Annotated in this window: 17 protein-coding genes; 7 read left to right on the top strand and 10 right to left on the bottom strand. The window is 64.1% G+C overall.

Features of this window, described 5'->3' with window-relative positions; genetic code table 11:
* Position 1: 1 nt before the first annotated feature.
* Positions 2 to 1,522, bottom strand: a complete 1,521-nt coding sequence (locus YQ44_RS26110) for a sensor domain-containing diguanylate cyclase (RefSeq protein WP_232251000.1) — start codon at positions 1,520 to 1,522, stop codon at positions 2 to 4.
* Positions 1,523 to 1,757: 235 nt separating this feature from the next.
* Between YQ44_RS26110 and YQ44_RS26105 the strand changes: the two genes are divergently transcribed.
* Entirely contained in the window at positions 1,758 to 2,120 is a 363-nt protein-coding gene (locus YQ44_RS26105) for a hypothetical protein (RefSeq protein ID WP_071325853.1), read from the top strand.
* 153 nt (positions 2,121 to 2,273) lie between these two features.
* Here the strand turns inward: YQ44_RS26105 and YQ44_RS26100 are convergent, their stop codons facing one another.
* Positions 2,274 to 2,855 carry a molybdopterin-dependent oxidoreductase gene (locus YQ44_RS26100; RefSeq protein WP_071325852.1) on the bottom strand — a complete coding sequence of 194 codons (582 nt, stop codon included), beginning with the start codon at positions 2,853 to 2,855 and terminating at the stop codon, positions 2,274 to 2,276.
* Positions 2,856 to 3,080: 225 nt separating this feature from the next.
* Between YQ44_RS26100 and YQ44_RS26095 the strand changes: the two genes are divergently transcribed.
* Positions 3,081 to 3,662, top strand: a complete 582-nt coding sequence (locus tag YQ44_RS26095; RefSeq protein WP_071325851.1) for a porin family protein — start codon at positions 3,081 to 3,083, stop codon at positions 3,660 to 3,662.
* A 166-nt stretch (positions 3,663 to 3,828) separates the two neighbouring features.
* On the opposite strand, the gene ettA is transcribed toward YQ44_RS26095, so the two are convergent.
* Together ettA and rarD are read right to left on the bottom strand one after the other, a co-directional pair.
* Entirely contained in the window at positions 3,829 to 5,496 is a 1,668-nt protein-coding gene (gene ettA, locus YQ44_RS26090) for an energy-dependent translational throttle protein EttA (RefSeq protein WP_071325850.1), read from the bottom strand.
* A 96-nt stretch (positions 5,497 to 5,592) separates the two neighbouring features.
* Positions 5,593 to 6,477: an EamA family transporter RarD gene (gene rarD, locus YQ44_RS26085; RefSeq protein WP_071325849.1), complete on the bottom strand. Its 885-nt coding sequence runs from the start codon at positions 6,475 to 6,477 to the stop codon at positions 5,593 to 5,595.
* A 237-nt stretch (positions 6,478 to 6,714) separates the two neighbouring features.
* Here rarD and YQ44_RS26080 point away from each other — a divergent pair, with 237 nt between their 5' ends.
* Together YQ44_RS26080 and YQ44_RS26075 are read left to right on the top strand one after the other, a co-directional pair.
* Positions 6,715 to 8,592 carry a potassium transporter Kup gene (locus YQ44_RS26080; protein ID WP_071325848.1) on the top strand — a complete coding sequence of 626 codons (1,878 nt, stop codon included), beginning with the start codon at positions 6,715 to 6,717 and terminating at the stop codon, positions 8,590 to 8,592.
* Between the two features lie 156 nt (positions 8,593 to 8,748).
* Positions 8,749 to 9,228: an FKBP-type peptidyl-prolyl cis-trans isomerase gene (locus tag YQ44_RS26075; RefSeq protein WP_071325847.1), complete on the top strand. Its 480-nt coding sequence runs from the start codon at positions 8,749 to 8,751 to the stop codon at positions 9,226 to 9,228.
* 68 nt (positions 9,229 to 9,296) lie between these two features.
* Here YQ44_RS26075 and YQ44_RS26070 read toward each other — a convergent pair whose 3' ends face one another.
* From YQ44_RS26070 to YQ44_RS26060, 3 genes are read right to left on the bottom strand one after another with little or no spacing between them, the layout of a single operon-like run.
* A complete protein-coding gene (locus YQ44_RS26070; protein ID WP_071325846.1) occupies positions 9,297 to 9,968 on the bottom strand; it encodes a diphthine--ammonia ligase in 672 nt (223 codons plus the stop codon).
* Positions 9,965 to 10,441, bottom strand: coding sequence for a GNAT family N-acetyltransferase (locus YQ44_RS26065; RefSeq protein ID WP_071325845.1), 477 nt, complete (start codon positions 10,439 to 10,441; stop codon positions 9,965 to 9,967). The genes YQ44_RS26070 and YQ44_RS26065 overlap by 4 nt, the downstream gene beginning before the upstream one ends.
* A gap of 31 nt (positions 10,442 to 10,472) precedes the next feature.
* Positions 10,473 to 11,426 carry a LysR family transcriptional regulator gene (locus YQ44_RS26060; protein WP_083412052.1) on the bottom strand — a complete coding sequence of 318 codons (954 nt, stop codon included), beginning with the start codon at positions 11,424 to 11,426 and terminating at the stop codon, positions 10,473 to 10,475.
* 79 nt (positions 11,427 to 11,505) lie between these two features.
* Between YQ44_RS26060 and YQ44_RS26055 the strand changes: the two genes are divergently transcribed.
* Positions 11,506 to 12,339: a type 1 glutamine amidotransferase domain-containing protein gene (locus YQ44_RS26055; protein WP_071325843.1), complete on the top strand. Its 834-nt coding sequence runs from the start codon at positions 11,506 to 11,508 to the stop codon at positions 12,337 to 12,339.
* A 59-nt stretch (positions 12,340 to 12,398) separates the two neighbouring features.
* Here YQ44_RS26055 and YQ44_RS26050 read toward each other — a convergent pair whose 3' ends face one another.
* Positions 12,399 to 12,824, bottom strand: a complete 426-nt coding sequence (locus tag YQ44_RS26050; protein WP_071325842.1) for an organic hydroperoxide resistance protein — start codon at positions 12,822 to 12,824, stop codon at positions 12,399 to 12,401.
* A gap of 277 nt (positions 12,825 to 13,101) precedes the next feature.
* Between YQ44_RS26050 and YQ44_RS26045 the strand changes: the two genes are divergently transcribed.
* Together YQ44_RS26045 and YQ44_RS26040 are read left to right on the top strand one after the other, a co-directional pair.
* A complete protein-coding gene (locus YQ44_RS26045) occupies positions 13,102 to 14,361 on the top strand; it encodes a histidine kinase (RefSeq protein WP_071325841.1) in 1,260 nt (419 codons plus the stop codon).
* Positions 14,354 to 15,142, top strand: coding sequence for a LytR/AlgR family response regulator transcription factor (locus YQ44_RS26040; RefSeq protein WP_198043838.1), 789 nt, complete (start codon positions 14,354 to 14,356; stop codon positions 15,140 to 15,142). The genes YQ44_RS26045 and YQ44_RS26040 overlap by 8 nt, the downstream gene beginning before the upstream one ends.
* 23 nt (positions 15,143 to 15,165) lie before the next feature.
* On the opposite strand, the gene YQ44_RS26035 is transcribed toward YQ44_RS26040, so the two are convergent.
* Complete coding sequence (locus YQ44_RS26035) at positions 15,166 to 16,209, bottom strand: histone deacetylase family protein (RefSeq protein WP_071325839.1); 1,044 nt, start codon at positions 16,207 to 16,209, stop codon at positions 15,166 to 15,168.
* A gap of 25 nt (positions 16,210 to 16,234) precedes the next feature.
* Positions 16,235 to 17,836, bottom strand: a complete 1,602-nt coding sequence (gene gshA / locus YQ44_RS26030) for a glutamate--cysteine ligase (protein ID WP_071325838.1) — start codon at positions 17,834 to 17,836, stop codon at positions 16,235 to 16,237.
* Positions 17,837 to 17,920: the final 84 nt, after the last annotated feature.

The raw sequence follows: 17,920 nt of genomic DNA, 5'->3' as shown, positions 1-17,920 counted from the left end.
CTCAACTCGCATGGACGCCATTGCGTCCATGCTGTTTTGCCTGGTACAGGGCGCTGTCGGCGCGTGAAAAGAAGGCCGATTCGCTTTCGTCCAGCCGGTATTCGGCCACGCCCAGGCTGATCGTCACGGGCACGTGCGGCGCCGGCATGCCGAAATCGTGGCGTTCGACGGCGGTACGCAGGTTTTCCGCCACTTCCAGCGCCTGCGCCAGGCTGCAATTGTTCAGCAATACCAGGTATTCCTCGCCTCCCCAGCGCGTGATGACGTCGCTTTCGCGCACGGTGGCGCGCGCCACGTCGGCCACGCCGCGAATGACCTTGTCGCCCCACAGGTGGCCGTGGGTATCGTTGACGCGCTTGAAGAAATCGATGTCGAAGAGGATGGCCGACATCGGCTGCGCCTGGCGCCTGGACAGGAGCATGGCGCGCTGGAACAGCAATTCCAGCGACTGGCGGTTCAGCAAGCCGGTCAGCGCGTCGGTCGAGGCGATGCGCTCGATGCGGCGCTGGTAGCGGTTCACCGTCAGCAAGGTCAAGACCAGTACCAGCAGGGTGACGCCAAAGCTGATGGCCAGGTTCAGGATGAACACGCGCTGCAGCGACCTGACCTCGTCGCTGACATTCTGCTCGACCACCAGGTACCAGCCCAGTTCGGGGATGAAGCGCGAGTTGACGAGGATTTCCGCGCGCCCCAGCTGGTAGGACAGGTGTGTCGGCGCGCTCTGGTGGTTGATGATCTGGCCGGCGATGGCGCTGATGCCGGGCAGGTTGCGGATATTGCCGTGGCCGTCGCGCATGCTCTTGCCCGCCAGGACCAGGTTGCCGCTGCCATCGACAAAATAGATATTGCGGTGGAAGCGCGCCTGGTAGCGGTCGATGATGTGGCTCATGGTGGCCAGGGTCAGGCCGATGCCGGTGGCGCCGATGAACTGGCCATGGTAGTCATACACGCGGTGGTTGATGAAGATGGTCATGCTGTCGCGGTTGGCCATGTCGACGTCGACATTCGTTTCATAGTCGCTCTTGTCCATGGCGCGCACGCGGTAGTACCAGATGTCGCGCGTCGCCTGCGGGCTGACGGATTTCAGGGTGCCTTCGGCGTAATAGTATTTGCTGCTCTTGTCGGAGACGAGAAAGCTGGTGATGGCGCCGTACTTCCTCTTGACTTCGGCCAGGTAGCGCACGATCTGCGCCGGATCGCGTTCGCCGGCAAGTATCCAGTCGCGCACGAAGGTGTCGTGCGCCATCAGCGAGGAGATGAAGACGGGGCGCAGCATGTCTTTCTGGATTTCGGAATAGATATTGTCGCCCGTCAAGGGCAGGGTCTGGTCGGCGATGCCGTGTTCGATGGCCTCGCGCGACGCCAGGTAGCTGGCCAGGCTGGTGGCCAGGAAGCCCGCCCCCAGGATCAGGGTCAGGAGCAGCAGCAGGCGGTACTTGATCGACAGAAGGCGCATGGAGACGGGTATGGGGCAGGCCAGGGGCGCGCGGATCTTGGCCCAGACGATAGGGCCGGGGGGCAATCTTGACGCAAGCCAAAAGTATGCAGCAGGCCGAGTATTGGCGCAATGATAACTAGATTTATTGGCAATTTACAGCGGGTGGCGCGACAAGATAACCACGATTTACCAAATAAAAGTGCCGATTTGTCGACAAAGATGCAAATTGGCAATAAGATTTGATGAGGGGAATCATCGCGCACCGCCCCTGTCCTGCCGCCCGTTTCCGGCGCAGGGCACCACGCGCAGGGAGTGTTGCATGTTATTTTTAAAGAGTACGTCCGTCAGCAAGGCCCCCGGCATTTATGAAGTCGATATCGCCGCCAAGCCGCCAGGCAAGACCTTCGGCGTGTTCCTCGCCACCGACCCCGACAATCCACCGCATGCCTTGCTGGGACAACTGAAGGCGCTCGGCTACGAAAACACCTACAGTTCGCCTTACCTGCACAAGGACCAGGGCAAGGTGCTCGATCTGCATTTCCAGAAGGATGGCACGGACATCTTCAAGGGCTGGAAGACGGACGAGTGCACGCACAACCTGGCGGCCATCACGGCCCTGTTCGAGGAGCATGGCATCGCCATCGCGCCGCGCGTCATGTCGATGGCCGAAGCCTACGCCTAAACGCCTGTCAACACCGGCCGCGCGTCGTGATTTGTGGCCGCCGATGCGCTGCTTCGGCGGCCGCGCGCATTCGCACGGCGCCGCTTCTCAGGCCGGCGGGGGCGCCGGGCCTCACTGCCGCTCGCGACGGCCTTGCCTGGCGTTGTAGATAGATCAAGCCGTTTCCACACCGATGTGATACAGGGCCCACGGGCAACTGGCGAAACGTTCGGCCAGGGGCAGGGCCGCCACGGCCGCGATGCGGTCCGCATCGTGGATGGCCCACAGCGGCCCCAGGCCGCCGAGCGCCATCGGCTGCCCGTCGAGGTGGGTGGCGACAATAAAACGCTGCGCGCGCGCCTGTGCCATGGTCAGCGCCGCCGCATAGCCATCGACGCCGCGCAGCAGCAGGCGCACGGACTCTTCCTCGGGCGCACCGGCCGCCTTCAATACCTCGACCAGTAGCGGTCCGCGCAGGGCGTGTCCCTTGCCGTCATATTCCAGCGTGGGATGGATGGTGCGTGCCGGCAAGTTCGCCAGCGCCGCGAAGTCGAACGCCCGCGCCCGTTCAAAGCTGATCTTTTGCTTGTGCATCATCTGGTCGCGCACGGCGTCGAACGGACCCCGGTTCGGTTTGTCGATGCTGCCCGTCACGGTCAGCAGGGCCGGACCACGCGGGCCGGCGGGGGCCGCCCAGCCAATGGCGGGCAGGGCGGTGGCAGCCAGGGCGGCGGCGAAAAACTGGCGTTTGTGCATGCACCTCTCCTCTTCGTTGGAATTCAATTGTTCTCTTAAGTCTAGCTTAAGTTCGCTCAACGGGGCGCATTTTGTCGTTATTGTCAGTTTGGAATGTCGGCTTACATCTTGTCACAGTTCTTACGGAATGGAGAAAGACGTAGCTTTTTTCGGCTGTTATTGTGTATGCATCGCACTTCGCTGAACTGCGAATTCAGGCACCATTCACTAATTGAAAGAGAGAACATGATGAAAAAGAAAATCCTGTTTGCAATGATCGCTTCCGTTACCGCACTGACCGGCATGAGCGCCGCGCACGCCGAAGGCGCCTATGTGGGTGCCGGCATCACGGGCAACCGTTATAACTTCGATATTCCTGGCGCCACCAGCGCCGATAATCACAGCGGCTACAAGGCCGGTGCCAAGGTCTTCGCCGGTTACGATTTCGATAAAACCTGGGCGATCGAGGGCGGCTACGCCGATTTCGGCAGCAAGGATTACAGCTATGTCACCAGCGCCGGCAATGGCAAGGTGAAGAGCGATTCGCACGGCTACTACCTGGCCGGCAAGGCCACCATGCCCGTGACGGACAAGGTTGGCGTGTTCGGCAAGCTGGGCGTGGCCAAGGTCAAGAATAGCCTGAGCGGCACCGGCCTGTCGACCGGCATCAGCGGCAATGACAAGACGGGCGTGTACGCTTCCGTCGGTGCGCAGTACGCGATCAACGAGAAAGTCTCGCTGACGGCGGAAGTGGAACACTTCGGCAAGAGCGCCGACCAGGGCCGCAAGGCTACGGGCCTGGCACTGGGCGCCCGCTACAATTTCTAAAAACCGGCTGCGCCGCGCGATTTGGTCTGCGATGCGCACTGTGCCTCGGCACAGTTGCGTTTCTCGGCTAGAACTCGTTGTCGCTGGCTACGGTTTTAAGAACTGCGCTGAAAAAAAAGGCAGTTACCGCGAGGTAACTGCCTTTTTGCATGGCCAGACGTAAAACTTAGGTCGTCAAAGGCTTGTAGCGGATGCGTTTTGGTTTCGCGCCTTCTTCGCCCAGGCGTTTCTTCTTGTCGGCTTCGTACTCTTGATAGTTGCCGTCAAAGAAGGTGACCTGCGAGTTGCCTTCGAAGGCCAGGATGTGCGTGGCGATACGGTCGAGGAACCAGCGATCATGCGAGATGACCATCACGCTGCCGGCAAATTCCAGCAGAGCATCTTCCAACGCGCGCAAGGTTTCCACGTCCAGATCGTTCGACGGTTCATCGAGCAGCAGCACGTTGCCGCCCATCAACAACGTCTTGGCCAGGTGCAGACGGCCGCGTTCGCCGCCGGACAGGTTACCCACGAGTTTCTGCTGGTCCGAGCCCTTGAAGTTGAAGCGGCCCAGGTAGGCGCGCGACGGCATTTCGAAGCGGCCCACGGTCAGCATGTCGGCGCCGCCGGAGACGTCCTCGAATACGGACTTGTTGTCGGCCAGCGAATCGCGGTTCTGGTCGACGATGGAAACGCGCGCCGTCTGGCCGATGGCCACTTCGCCGCTGTCCGGTGTTTCCTTGCCGGTGATCATCTTGAACAGGGTCGATTTACCGGCGCCGTTGGGGCCGATGATGCCGACGATGGCGCCTGGCGGCACGGTAAAGCTCAGGTTATCGATCAGCAGGCGGTCGCCAAACGCTTTCGACACGTTCTTGAACTCGATGACGTCATTGCCCAGGCGTTCGGCCACGGGAATGAAGATTTCCTGCGTTTCGTTGCGTTTCTGGTATTCGTGCTCGGACAGCTCGTTGAAGCGGGCCAGGCGGGCCTTCGACTTGGCCTGGCGCGCTTTCGGGTTCTGGCGCGACCATTCCAATTCCTTCTGCAGCGCCTTCTGGCGCGCCGATTCCGTCGACTCTTCCTGCTTCAGGCGGGCCTGCTTCTGCTCCAGCCAGGTCGAGTAATTGCCCTTCCATGGAATGCCGCTGCCGCGGTCCAGCTCCAGGATCCACTCTGCCGCGTTGTCGAGGAAGTAGCGGTCATGGGTGATGGCCACGACGGTGCCCGGGAAGCGCAGCAGGAATTGTTCCAGCCAGTCGACCGATTCCGCATCCAGATGGTTGGTCGGTTCGTCGAGCAGCAGCATGTCCGGTTTCGACAGCAGCAGCTTGCACAGCGCCACGCGGCGTTTTTCACCGCCGGACAGCACGCCGACCTTGGCATCCCATGGCGGCAGGCGCAGCGCGTCGGCGGCCATTTCCAGCTGCAGGTTCAGATTGCCGCCGTCGGAAGTCGAAATGATCGCTTCCAGGCGCGCCTGTTCCGTGGCCAGGGCGTCGAAATCGGCGTCTTCCTCGGCGTACGCGGCGTACACGGCTTCCAGCTTGGCTTGCGCTTCAAATACTTCGCCCAGGCCCGATTCGACTTCCTGGCGCACGGTCTTTTCCGGGTCCAGCTGCGGTTCCTGCGGCAGGTAGCCGATGTTAAGGCCCGGCATGGGCACGGCTTCGCCCTGGATGTCGGTGTCGATGCCTGCCATGATCTTCAGCAGCGTCGATTTACCGGAGCCGTTCAGGCCCAGCACGCCGATCTTCGCGCCTGGGAAGAAGGAGAGGGAAATATCTTTCAGAATCTGGCGCTTGGGCGGGACGATTTTGCCCACGCGATTCATGGTGTAGACGTAATTTGCCATTAGAAATCTCGGGTGATATACAAAGACGGACAGGATACGGTAAACGCCCGCTTCCGGCCAGCGCTGCGCGCTGCGGAAACGGGCGCCTGGGCAAGACTAGGCGGCGCTGCGCGCGCGGCGGGCCGTCCACAGGCCCTCGGCCGCATACAGGGCCAGCGCCGTCCAGATGACGAGGAAGCCCAGCATGCGCTCCGGGGTGAACGCTTCGTGGAAGACCCACACGCCGATCAGCAGCTGGCCCGTGGGGGCGATGTATTGCAGCAAGCCCAGCACGGCCAGCGGCAGGCGCCGCGCGCCGGCGGCGAACAGCAGCAGGGGAATGGCCGTGATGGGGCCGGACGCCAGCAGCAGGGCGCGCGTGGCGGACGAATCCGTATTGACGAAGCCGCTCTGGCCATGCCACGCCAGCCACAGCATGTAGGCCAGCGCCAGCGGGAACAAAATCAGGGTTTCGAACGACAAGCCTTCCAGCGCGCCCAGCGACGCCGTCTTGCGCAGCAAGCCATAGCCGCCAAAGGTGGCGGCCAGCAGCAGGGCGATCCACGGCACCTGGCCCGCCTGCCAGGTGAGCCAGGCCACGCCGCAGGCGGCCAGGGCGATGGCCAGCCACTGCAGGCGGCGCAGGCGCTCGTGCAGCAGCAGGAAACCCAGCATGACATTGATCAGCGGCGTGATGAAGTAGCCGAGACTGGCATCGACCACATGGCCATTGTTGACGGCCCAGATATAGATGAACCAGTTGGCCGACAACAGGAAGGCGCTGGCGACGAAGCCGGCCACCACCTTCGGCTGGCCGCGCAGGCTGCCCAGCCAGCTCCACTGGCGGCGCACGGTCAGCACCACGCCGAGGAACAGCAGCGACCAGACCATGCGGTTGGCGAGGATTTCCTGCGGCGCGATGTCGTCGATGGCATGGAAATACAGGGGGAACAGGCCCCAGCACAGGAAGGCGAGGGAGGCGTACAGCATGCCAGGATTCATGATGGCGTTCGCTTCAGAGTAGACAGTCTGTCATTATCGCTGAAATTACCTGGGGCTGCCCGGCGCCGCTGGCGAGGCGTAGAATGGCAACAAATCAACGGCCGCCAGCCCGCCCGACCAGGCGCAGCGGTATAAAACAACGACCTTGGGGCAGCCCGGAACCATGCAAAAATACTCTTGCTATTTGCTAATACCTATCATATTGTGCGATGCAACAAAACAAAAACGGGTGCAATCTTGACGTCGCAACATAAAAAAAGCGGCCTGGCCGGCTTGACCTTGGCCGCCGTCGGCATTGTCTACGGCGATATCGGCACCAGTCCGCTGTACACCCTGAAAACCGTGTTTGATCCGGCGCACGGCCTGGCATTGACGCACAACAACTTGCTGGGCATCATCTCGCTGATCTTCTGGGGCCTGACCCTGATCGTTTCGCTCAAGTACGTGACCCTGGTGCTGCGCGCCGACAACCGCGGCGAGGGCGGCATCATGGCGTTGATGGCGCTGGTGCTGTCGTCCGTCAGCAAGGTGTCGCGCTGGCACTTTCCGTTGATGGTGATCGGCGTCTTCGGCGCCACCCTGTTCTATGGCGACAGCGTGATCACGCCCGCCATTTCCGTGCTGTCGGCGATCGAGGGCCTGGAAGTGGCCACGCCGGCCCTGAGTTCCTATGTCGTGCCGCTGACAATCGTGGTGCTGGTGGCCCTGTATTCGGTGCAGTCGCACGGCACGGCCGGCATCGGCCGCTACTTCGCGCCCATCATGGTGCTGTGGTTTGCCGCGCTGGCCGGCATGGGCGTGGTCAACATCATCAAGTCGCCGGCCATCCTGGCCGCCCTCAACCCCATGTACGCGGCCAGCTTCCTGCTCGATAACGGTTTCGTCGCGTTTGTCGCGCTGGGCGCCGTGGTGCTGGCGCTGACGGGCGCCGAGGCGCTGTATGCGGACATGGGCCACTTCGGCAAGAAGCCGATCCGCATGGCCTGGTTCCTGATCGCCTTCCCGGCACTGAGCCTGAATTACCTGGGCCAGGGCGGCCTGCTGCTGGCGCACCCGGAAGCCGTGACGAATCCGTTTTACCAGCAGCTGGGCGCCTGGAGCGTGTATCCGCTGGTGATTCTGTCGACCATGGCCACCGTGATCGCGTCGCAGGCGACCATTTCCGGCACCTTCTCGATGACCAAGCAAGCCATCGCGCTGGGCTTCCTGCCGCGCATGCGCGTGCGCCACACGTCGGAAAGCGAAATTGGCCAGATCTACATTCCCGCCGTGAACTGGCTGCAGCTGTTCGTCGTGCTGCTGGCCGTGGTCGGCTTCGGCTCGTCGGAAAACCTGGCCGCCGCCTATGGCATCGCCGTCACGGCCACCATGCTGTCGACCACCATCCTGACCTTCTTCGTCATCCGCTACCGCTGGAAGATGAATCTGGCGCTGTGCTGGGCCGCCACGGGCTTTTTCCTCATCATCGACGTCAACCTGGTGGCGGCGACGGCGCTGAAGCTGTTCCACGGCGGCTGGTTCCCGCTGCTGCTGGGCTCGATCCTCTTCATCGTCATGCTGACCTGGAAGCGGGGCCGCCAGCTGGTGTTCCAGAACCTGGAAAAGCACGCGATTCCGCTCGACGATTTCCTTTCGTCGCTGTTCATCGCGCCGCCGCTGCGCGTGCCCGGCACGGCCATCTTCCTGCGCGGCGAAACGGATGGCGTGCCGCATGCGCTGTTGCACAACTTGCTGCACAACAAGGTCTTGCATGAACGCGTCATCTTCCTCACCGTCTTCATGCACGAGGAGCCGTGGGTGGCGCCGTCCGAGCGCGTGCGCGTGGTGGACCTGGGACACCAGTGCTACCAGGTCAACGTGCATTACGGCTTCAAGGATGAGCCTGACATTCCTGGCGCGCTGGCGCAGTGCGCGGAGCAGGGGCTGGACTTCGAGATGATGGAAACGTCGTTCTTCATCGCCCGCCAGACCATCATTTCCACGCCGGGCGCCGGCATGATGCCGTGGCGCGAGCATCTGTTCGTCACCATGTCGCGCAATGCGCGCACGGCGGCCGACTACTACCAGATCCCGAGCAACCGCGTGATCGAACTCGGTACGCAGGTGGAAATCTAGAGAATGTGGTTAGTGCGTCAATGTTGTATTGACGCACTATCAACCGCCGCGCTTACGTCTGCTTACAAATGGGCCCCACCAGTCCTGTTAAACTCCAGCCCGTACCGCTCCGCACCGTACGGGCGCCAGTCACACTCCAATATTTAAAGGGAAACCATGAAATCGGTATTTCAAATGATCGCCACCCTCGCTTGCGCCGTGGCACTGACCGCCTGTGGCGCCGCTGCCAACACCGAGAAGCCGGTCGTGCTTGACCCGAACACGCAAGTCAAAGAGTTTCTCTTTCCCGATCTGGTGAAAGGCAGCGGCGCGGCAGCGGCAGCGGGCGATACCTTGCAGGTGATTTATACGGGCTGGCTGTATGACGCGAGCAAGCCGGACAGCAAAGGGACCCAGTTCGATACCAACGTAGGTAGCGCCGCTTTCCCGTTTGTTCTCGGCCTGGGCAAGGTGATCCAGGGCTGGGAGCGCGGCATCGTCGGCATGCAGGTGGGCGGCACGCGCCGCCTGGTGATTCCATCTGACCTCGGCTATGGCGCCATCGGCAGCCGCAACAAGGCGGGCGAGCTGGTGGTGCCGCCTTACGCCGGCATGGTGTTCGAGGTCACGCTGACGGACTTGGTGAAGGCCAAGTAAGCCACGCGCAGGGCCATGACAGAGAAGGGCGATTCCACGGAATCGCCCTTTTGCGTTGGGGACCCGCTTCAGGCCGGCGCCAGTTCCTGGAAGTAATACGTGGCGCCGCCCAGATTGGCCGGCGCGTCATACTGCAGTACCTGCGCGCGGCGCAGGGCCACGGGTGCGCTGAAGGCGGGGCCATCGTAGACGAAGGTGTGGAATTCGCCGTTTTCGCCGCAGGCGTCGACGCCGGGCGGCAGGTCGGCCAGGAAGGCGGCGTCGAACTCGCGCCCGCAAAACTCGCGCGGCAGGTGCTGGCCATTGATGCAGACGACGATGGCCTTGAAGCCGGCGGCGAGAAATTCGTCGACCAGCGCGCGCCGCTCTTCGCCCCATAGCGGCAGGTGCGCCGTCAAGCCGGCCGCGGCGCAGACTTTTTCTTCCCAGTCGCGGTGCGGCTGCAGGTCGATGTCGCCAAACAGGGCGTGGGCGATGCCATCGTCCTTTGCCGCGCGCAGCATGGCGATGAATTTTTCTTCATAACTGGCCCAGCTGGCGTGATAGCGCTGCAGGCGCGCGCCCAGGCTGGCCGCCTGCGCCTCGAGCAGCGCCGGCGGCACGCCGTGCGAGCGCGACTTGCGTCCATCTTCATCCATGGCCGTGATGAACAGCGGCACGGCCATGCCGCTGTTGCGCGCGCGCCACAGGGCCAGGCAGGAATCCTTGCCGCCGCTCCAGGAGATGAGGGCCGTCGTCATGCCGTCGTGTCCTGCGCCACGGGGCGCAGCATGTCGACGTGCTGTATGCCGTCTTCATCGTATGGCGCGCTGACGGTGACAAAGCCGAACGACTGGTAGAAGCGCTCCAGGTAGTGCTGGGCGCCGATGCGGATGGCGTGGCCGGGATGCTGGCGTTCCGCGCGCGCGATGCCTTCGACCAGCAGCTGCCTGCCGGCGCCCGTGCTGCGCGCCTCGGGCGCCGTCAGCACGCGGCCCAGCGACATTTCCACGTATTTGGCGCCCGGCGCCAGCACGCGCAGGTAGGCGGCCAGCACCGGCTGGCCATCGACGTCGTGCCAGCCCAGCAGATGCATGGCCCGCTGGTCATGCCCGTCGAGGTCCGGGTAGATGCACTGCTGCTCGATGACGAACACGCGCTGGCGCAAGGCCAGCACCTGGTACAAGTCGTGGGGGCCGAGTGCGTCGAACGTCGTCCATTGCCAGCTGATCATGGGTCATCCTTCAATTATCGTGGCCGTGATTTTACCGGCTTCCCGCCTCCGGCGTGGGATAGCGCTGCGCATACCATTGCTTCAGGTGCTCGATGCAGCGCGTCACGCGCGGCGCCACCAGCTGGCGCGACGGATAGATGGCGAACAGCGCCAGGCTGGGGCGCTCCACTTCGGGGAACAGTTCGACCAGGGCGCCGCTGGCCAGCGCTTCGCGGCAGACAAAGGTGGGCAGGATGCCGATGCCCAGGCCGCGCAGGATCAGGCTGCGCATGAACAGCGTGTTATTCGTGCGCACCCAGTTCGGCACTTCGATGTCGCTGTGCGGTCCCGCATGGCGCAGCGGCCAGCGGTTGCCGAACAGGGCGTGGCTGTAGATGAAGCAGCGCTGGCGCGTCAGTTCCGTCGGCGCCAGCAGGGGGCCGTGGCGTTCCAGGTAGGCCGGCGCGCAACAGATATGCAGGCGGTAGTCGTGGATGTGGCGCGCCACATAGCTCGAATCGGTGAGCGCCGTGGTGACGCGAAACCCCACGTCGTAGTTGGCGGCCGCCAGGTCCACGTATTCATCCTTCAGGTCGACGTCGAGGCGCAGCGCGGGCCAGTCGGCCATGAAATCGGCCAGGCCCTCGGCCAGTTCGCCCACGCCCAGCGACAGCGGGGCATTGATGCGCAATCGGCCCGTCACGTGCGCCGTCGAATGGGCCACCATGTCCTCGGCCTGCGCCAGCTCGTCGAGCAGCTTGCGGCAGTGCTCGAGGTAGGCGGCGCCCGTTTCCGTCAGGGCCAGCTGGCGCGTGGTGCGCGTCATCAGGCGCCCGCCCAGCTCCTGCTCCAGCTGGCCGATGCGCCGGCTCACATACGAGGCCGACAGGTCCAGCTCGTCGGCCGCGCGGCGAAAGCTGCCCAGCTCGGCCACGCGGCGAAACAGTTGCATCGCCTGCAATTTATCCATCTCGCTCCCCTTCGTCCATTCGGTCGTATTACGCATCAGTGCGCTGCATTATTGATCATTTTTTTATATTTTGATTGGCAATATGCTGGTGACCTCTCTACAGAAAGGCCACACCATGAAAAAACTACTGCTCGGCAGCCTGCTGCTCGCCGCCTTTTCCACCGTCCAGGCGGCCGACGTCCTCGTCGTGCTGTCCGATGCGAACCACCTCGACTTGCGCGACGGCAAGGTGTTCCAGACGGGCTTTTATCTGAATGAATTGATGCAGCCCGTGAAAAAGCTGCTCGACGCGGGCCATACGGTGACGTTCGCCACGCCGCAGGGCAAGGCGCCCACGCTCGACGCCAGCTCCGATACGGCTGACTATTTTGGCGGCGACGGGGCCGCGCACGCGGCGCACAAGGCCTTGCTGGAGCAGCTGGCGCTGACCGTGCCTGGCCGCTCGCCCGTCATCAGCCTGAAAAGGGTGGAGCAGATCGGCTATGGCCACTACGCGGCCGTGCTGGTGCCGGGCGGCCACGCACCGATGCAGGATTTATTGAAGGATGCCAGCCTGGGCGCCCTGCTGCGCCAGTTCCACGCGGATGGCAAGCCGACGGCCCTGCTGTGCCATGGCCCCATCGCCCTGCTGTCGGCCCTGCCGCAGGCGGCGGCGTTCACGGCGGCGCTGGAAGCGGGCCAGACACCCGCCAGGCCCGCCGGCTGGATCTACAGTGGCTACCGCATGACGGTGATCAGCAATCAGGAAGAGGCGGCGGCGCAGGGCGCGTTGCAAGGCGGGACGATGAAGTTTTATCCGCAGTCGGGCTTGCAGGCGGCCGGCGCGCAGTATGTGTCGAACCAGGCGCCGTGGGCCAGCCACGTGGTGGTCGACCGCGAGCTGATCACGGGGCAGAATCCCGCCTCCGCGCCAGCCCTGGCGGAGCGGCTGCTGCAGGCGCTGCGCTGACAAAAATCCCCGGCGGCGCCTGGGGGCGCGGCCGGGGATGTGTCCCAAGGCGGCGGGGATTACACGAGCGTCAGGGTGACGTCGATGTTGCCGCGCGTGGCGTTCGAATAAGGGCAGACGATGTGGGCGGCGGCGACCAGCGCTTCGGCGGCGGCGCGCTCCATGCCCGGCAGCGCGATCTTCAGTTCCACTTCGATGCCGAAGCCCGTCTCGATGGCGCCGATGCCGACGTGGCCTTCGATGGCCAGGTCCGCCGGCAGGGCGATCTTGTCGCGGCCGGCGACGAATTTCATGGCGCCGATGAAGCAGGCCGAGTAGCCGGCGGCGAACAGTTGTTCCGGATTGGTGCCGACGGCGCCATTGCCACCCAATTCCTTCGGCGTGGTCAGTTTCACGTCCAGCACATTGTCGGACGAGATGGCGCGGCCTTCGCGGCCTCCGGTGGCGGTGGCGACAGCGCGGTACAGGACTTGTTTGATCGACATGATGGTTTTCCTCGTATGATTTAAATAGTTAACGACTAAATAGTGTGCTACTTGTTTCATGGGCCTGCACGTCTGCAAAAACTGTTCATTGCGGTGTCCATGCATGCAATATATATCGTGCACTATTTAATTGCAAGCGATTTTATTTTTGGGGCGGCAGCTGTTTGTGCTTTATTTTCTTGCCTTTGTCGCCACTACGGGGCTTCCGTCGCATAATGGCCACCGCCGCTGGAGCCGATTGTTATGCTTGGCCCCACTTCACTACCAGGGAAAAATCATGACCAGCCTCTTCTTTATTCTCCGCCTCGCCTTGGCCACGATGATCACGTATATCGTCGCCACCGCCATCCTGGTCGAGAATTTCCTGCGCTATGTCTTCGGGCACACCGAAGGCTTCTTTGTCATCGCCGGCGCACTGCTGGCCTGCGCCGTCATCACGAACGCGTTTTCGCACGTGCGCCGCGTGCGCCTGATCGCCGGCGAGGTCAACGCCAGCACGCTGTCGAGCCGCCAGCGGCGCCAGATCGAGATCCCGTTCGAGGCGGGCGAAGCGTTCGACATGATCGACGCGGCCATCCGCGAACTGCCGGGCAGCGAAGTGGTCGAAAGCGCGCGCGACAGCCTGCAGGTGCAAGCCCGCGTGCGCCGCGCGGCGCCCTACACGCATACGGGCCTGCCGCGCATGCGCGTGCTGGGATTCCTCGAACCGCGGCCGAACCAGATCCTCGCCACCGTCACGCCGAATGGCGAAGCGGGCAGCGTGACCCTGATCTGCGAGCCGGCGCGCAATGCCTGGACCGACTGGTTCCTCGTCGACCATGGCAGCAACCTGGAAAATGCGGAAGCGGTGACGCGGGCGCTCACGCGGCGGGTGGCGCAGCGCCGGCGCGGCGAGCAGGCCGAGGCGCGCCAGACGGTGACGGAAAAGGAACTCACGGTGGCCAAACTGAGCCTGCTGCATGCGCAGGTGGAGCCGCACTTCCTGTACAACACCCTGGCCAGCGCCCAGCTGCTCACGCGCAGCGATCCGGCCCGCGCCGACGAGATGCTGGGCAACCTGATCCTGTACCTGCGCCACTCGCTGCCGCGCACGGAGCAAGCCATGTCGACCCTGGGCACGGAACTCGAGCGGGCGCGCGCCTACCTCGATATCCTGAAAATCCGCATGGGCACCCGCCTGAACCTGCAGATCGAGGTGCCGCAATACCTGCGCCAGGTGGAATTGCCGCCGATGATGCTGCAAACCCTGGTGGAGAACGCCATCAAGCACGGACTGGAGCCGAAAAGCGGCGGCGGCACCGTCTGGATCATGGCGCGCAGCGGCAATGGCACGGTGATCGTCACGGTGGCCGACGATGGCAAGGGCTTCAGCGACGACGGCGCCGGCACGGGCATTGGTTTACGCAATGTGCGCGAACGCCTGCGCCTGACCTACGGCAATGCTGCGGCGTTTGCCATCGTCGCCAATTTCCCCGATGGCGTGACGGCCACCATCACGGTGCCCGACAGCACGGCGCAAGGAGCGTCATATGGATAGGACTCTGGATGGCATGACGTGCGTGATCGCCGAAGACGAGACCCTGCTGCGCGACGCGCTGGTGGCCCTGCTGGCCGAGGAATGGCCCGGCCTGCGCATCGTCGCCGCCTGCGATGACGGCGGCACGGCGCTCGAGGCCATCGCCACCCTGCGTCCCGACGTGGCGTTTCTCGATATCCGCATGCCGGGCCTGACGGGGCTGGAAGTGGCGGCCGGCGCGCTGGAAGCGAGTCCCGCCACCCAGGTGGTGTTCGTCACGGCCTACGACCAGTACGCGATCGACGCGTTCGACAAGGGGGCCGTCGATTACCTGCTCAAGCCGATCGGACGCGAGCGCCTGCAGGCGACCCTGCAACGCGTGCGGGCGCGCGCCGGCAAGGGCGCGCCCGGCGACAGCGTGCTGGCCGGCCTGCTGCAGCAATTGAGCGGCGCCCTGCCGGCGGTGGCCAAGTCGCCGCCGCTGGTGTGGCTGACGGCCAGCTGCGGCAAGGATACGCGATTGATCATGGTGGACGACATCGCCTATTTTCAATCCGACACCAAGTACACGGCCGTCATGACGGCCGATGGCGAGGCGCTGCTGCGCAAGCCGATCCGCGAACTGCTCGACGTGCTCGACCCGGCCATTTTCAAACAGATCCACCGCTCCACCATCGTCAACATGAAGATGGTGGCCTCCGTCACGCGCGACGAGGTGGGGCGCGGTGCCCTGCGCCTGAAGACGCGGCCGGAAACCCTGGCCGTGAGCCAGCCGTTCATGGCGCTGTTCCGGAATATGTAAGGCCGGGGTCGGCCCCCCGGCAGTTACTCCGCGGTTTCAAAACCTTCGAGCACATTGACGACGTTGATGCCCAGTTCCTTCACCGCATAGCCGCCTTCGAGGATGAAGGCGGTGGGCAGGTTCAAATGCGCCAGGCGTTCGCCCACGCGCAGGTAGTCGCCGCTTTGCAGGGCGAAGTGCGACAGCGGGTCGCCGGCGAAGGTGTCGACGCCGAGCGAGACCACCAGCGCGTCGGGCGCATACATATTGATGCGCAGGCAGGCCGTTTCCAGCGCGGCGAACCAGCTGGCCGTGGAGCTGCCTGCCGGCAGCGGCAGGTTGACGTTGTAGCCGAGTCCCGCGCCGGCACCCGTCTCGTCGGCGTGGCCAAGATAAAACGGGTATTCGTTGCGCGGGTCGGCGTGGATCGAGGCGAACAGCACATCGTCGCGCGCATAGAAAATGCTCTGGGTGCCGTTGCCGTGGTGGTAGTCGATATCGAGGATGGCCACCTTGCGCGCGCCGTCGTCGAGCAGATGCTGCGCGGCCAGGGCCGCGTTGTTCAGGTAGCAGTAGCCGCCGAAGAAATCGCTGCCCGCGTGGTGGCCCGGCGGACGCGTCAGGGCGAACGTGGCCCGCTCGCCCAGGCGCAGCGCGTGTGCCGCGTTGACGGCGCAGTCGGCGCCCGTCTTGGCCGCCGTCCACGTGCCGGCCGTCAGCGGCGTGCCGTTGTCCATCGAGTACAGGCCCAGCCTGGCCGTGAAATTCTCCGGTTCGATGTCGTGGCGCAAGGTGCGCACGGGCCACACGGATGGCAGTGCATCCTTGCCCGCGTTGTCGGGATCGAGCGCCAGCCAGTCGTGCCAGGCGTGGCGCAGGAAATGCAGGTAGCGCGGCGTGTGGATGCGCTCGAGCGACGTCAGCGGCACGCCGTGCGGCGTGACGATGCGGCCCAGGTTGCGCCGTCCCAGCTCGGCCACCACCATGTCGGCCCGTTCCGGCGTCTCGAAGCACGGCACCATGGCGCCGCGAAACCATTCGACGCGGCCCCGGTGCTGGCTGTGCAACTCATTGTAGAAGGTCAGCATGGGGGCGCGTTGCGCAAGGTCGGCGTCAGGTGTGCGAACACAGGGTGCTGGCGCGGTAGGCGGCGACGAAGTCGTCGAAGCTGCCGCTTGGCGCCGCTTCCATGGCGCGCTGCTCGGCCAGCGAGCTGGCGGCCAGCTGGTCGAAATACGCGCTTTCCGCGGCCGTCGGCGGCTGCGCGCGGAAATGGGCGGCATGGCGCTCGCTTTGCTGCAGGCCGAAGGCGGCAAACGAGCCGCCGTTGGCGCGCAGCTCGGCCAGCACCCTGGCCGATGGCGTCGCATCGGGGTCGGCCAGCTTGGCCGCCTGCGCCGCCAGGCTGTCCGCATGCGGCGTGCCGCCATGGCGCGCATCGAGCAGGGCCGCCACGGGCGCGATGCGCGCCAGTAATTCCTCGCCCCACGCCTGCAGGGTGATCTCTTCGCCGTCGCGGCGCAGGGTCAGGCCCGGCGTGCGGCCTTCCTTCACGGTGCGGGCGAAATTGTTCGTGTAGCAGGCGCTCTGCTCGGCCGAGATGGGGGCGCTGTCGTCGAGCGCGCAGAACAGCAGGAAGGCGTCGAGGAAGCGGCCCGTTTCCAGGCTGATGCCCACCGGTTCGAACGGGTCGACATCCATGCAGCGCACTTCGATGTATTGCACGCCACGCAGGCACAGGGCCTGGATCGGCCGCTCGCCCGTGCGGATCACGCGCTTCGGGCGGATGGTCGAATAGTATTCATTTTCGATCTGCAGCACGTTGGTGGAGAGCTGGATCCACTCGCCATCCTGTTTCGTGCCCAGCGCCTCGTACGGCGGATACGGGTCGTTGACGGCGTGCGTCAGTGCGTTGACGTAGTCGTCCAGGCTGTTTTCATGCGGACGCAGGCCGGACTGGGCATCGTTCTGGTAACCGAGGTCGCTCATGCGCAGGCTGGTGGCGTACGGCAGGAACAGGGTGTCGTCGGACAGGGTGTCGAGCTTGTGCGCGCGGCCGCGCAGGAAACCGGCGGACAGCGCCGGCGAGGCGCCGAACAGATACATCAGCAGCCAGCTGTAGCGGCGGAAATTGCGGATCGTCGCCAGGTAGCTTTCCGATTGCACGTCTTTCGGCGTGGCCGCCGCGTGCGCCGGGCTGGCGCTGGTGTCCGGATTGCCGGCCAGGACTTGCCACAGCTGCTCGTCGAGCGAGTAGTTGTAATGGATGCCGGCGATGCATTGCATGGCTTTGCCGTAGCGCAAGGCCAGGCCGCGCCGGTATACGTGCTTGAGCATGCCCATGTTCGAGGTGCCGTAGTTGGCGATCTCGATGTCCGCTTCGGGCGGCAGCTGGCAGGGCATCGATTGGCTCCACAGCAATTCGTTGCCGAGGCGGCTGTAGGCATGGCGGTGCACGGTGTCGAGCTTGTCCAGCGTGGTGGCGATGTCGGACTCGGCCGGCGTGATGAATTCAAGCAGCGCTTCGGCGTAGTCGGTGGTGATTTCAGGGTGTGTCAGCGCCGAGCCCAGGGCGGCGGGGTGGGGCGTGGAAGCCAGATGGCCGGCGTGGTCGACGCGCAGGGTTTCACGCTCGATGCCGCGCAAGCCGCCCAGCAGCGCGCGGTTGGCATCTTCGGTCAGCAATGCCAGGCGGCGAGTCAACAGGTTGGGCAATTTGAGCTTCCTTTCTTGTGCAGCAGATAAATAATTTGTGCTGAGATTAACCGAAAATTGGCAAATGCGTCGGCGCCGGCCCAA

Source organism: Janthinobacterium sp. 1_2014MBL_MicDiv, from assembly GCF_001865675.1.
Lineage (GTDB): Bacteria > Pseudomonadota > Gammaproteobacteria > Burkholderiales > Burkholderiaceae_D > Janthinobacterium.
Note: the sequence above shows the minus strand (reverse complement) of the source record. Positions and strands in the feature narration are given on the sequence as shown.

Bases quoted from the DNA above. Each gene is read 5' to 3' on its own strand.
- YQ44_RS26105 (WP_071325853.1), top strand. From the start codon at position 1,758: ATGTTATTTTTAAAGAGTACGTCCGTCAGCAAGGCCCCCGGCATTTAT.
- YQ44_RS26100 (WP_071325852.1), bottom strand. From the start codon at position 2,855: ATGCACAAACGCCAGTTTTTCGCCGCCGCCCTGGCTGCCACCGCCCTG.
- YQ44_RS26095 (WP_071325851.1), top strand. From the start codon at position 3,081: ATGATGAAAAAGAAAATCCTGTTTGCAATGATCGCTTCCGTTACCGCA.
- ettA (WP_071325850.1), bottom strand. From the start codon at position 5,496: ATGGCAAATTACGTCTACACCATGAATCGCGTGGGCAAAATCGTCCCG.
- rarD (WP_071325849.1), bottom strand. From the start codon at position 6,477: ATGAATCCTGGCATGCTGTACGCCTCCCTCGCCTTCCTGTGCTGGGGC.
- YQ44_RS26075 (WP_071325847.1), top strand. From the start codon at position 8,749: ATGAAATCGGTATTTCAAATGATCGCCACCCTCGCTTGCGCCGTGGCA.
- YQ44_RS26070 (WP_071325846.1), bottom strand. From the start codon at position 9,968: ATGACGACGGCCCTCATCTCCTGGAGCGGCGGCAAGGATTCCTGCCTG.
- YQ44_RS26065 (WP_071325845.1), bottom strand. From the start codon at position 10,441: ATGATCAGCTGGCAATGGACGACGTTCGACGCACTCGGCCCCCACGAC.
- YQ44_RS26060 (WP_083412052.1), bottom strand. From the start codon at position 11,426: ATGCGTAATACGACCGAATGGACGAAGGGGAGCGAGATGGATAAATTG.
- YQ44_RS26055 (WP_071325843.1), top strand. From the start codon at position 11,506: ATGAAAAAACTACTGCTCGGCAGCCTGCTGCTCGCCGCCTTTTCCACC.
- YQ44_RS26050 (WP_071325842.1), bottom strand. From the start codon at position 12,824: ATGTCGATCAAACAAGTCCTGTACCGCGCTGTCGCCACCGCCACCGGA.
- YQ44_RS26045 (WP_071325841.1), top strand. From the start codon at position 13,102: ATGACCAGCCTCTTCTTTATTCTCCGCCTCGCCTTGGCCACGATGATC.
- YQ44_RS26040 (WP_198043838.1), top strand. From the start codon at position 14,354: ATGGATAGGACTCTGGATGGCATGACGTGCGTGATCGCCGAAGACGAG.
- YQ44_RS26035 (WP_071325839.1), bottom strand. From the start codon at position 16,209: ATGCTGACCTTCTACAATGAGTTGCACAGCCAGCACCGGGGCCGCGTC.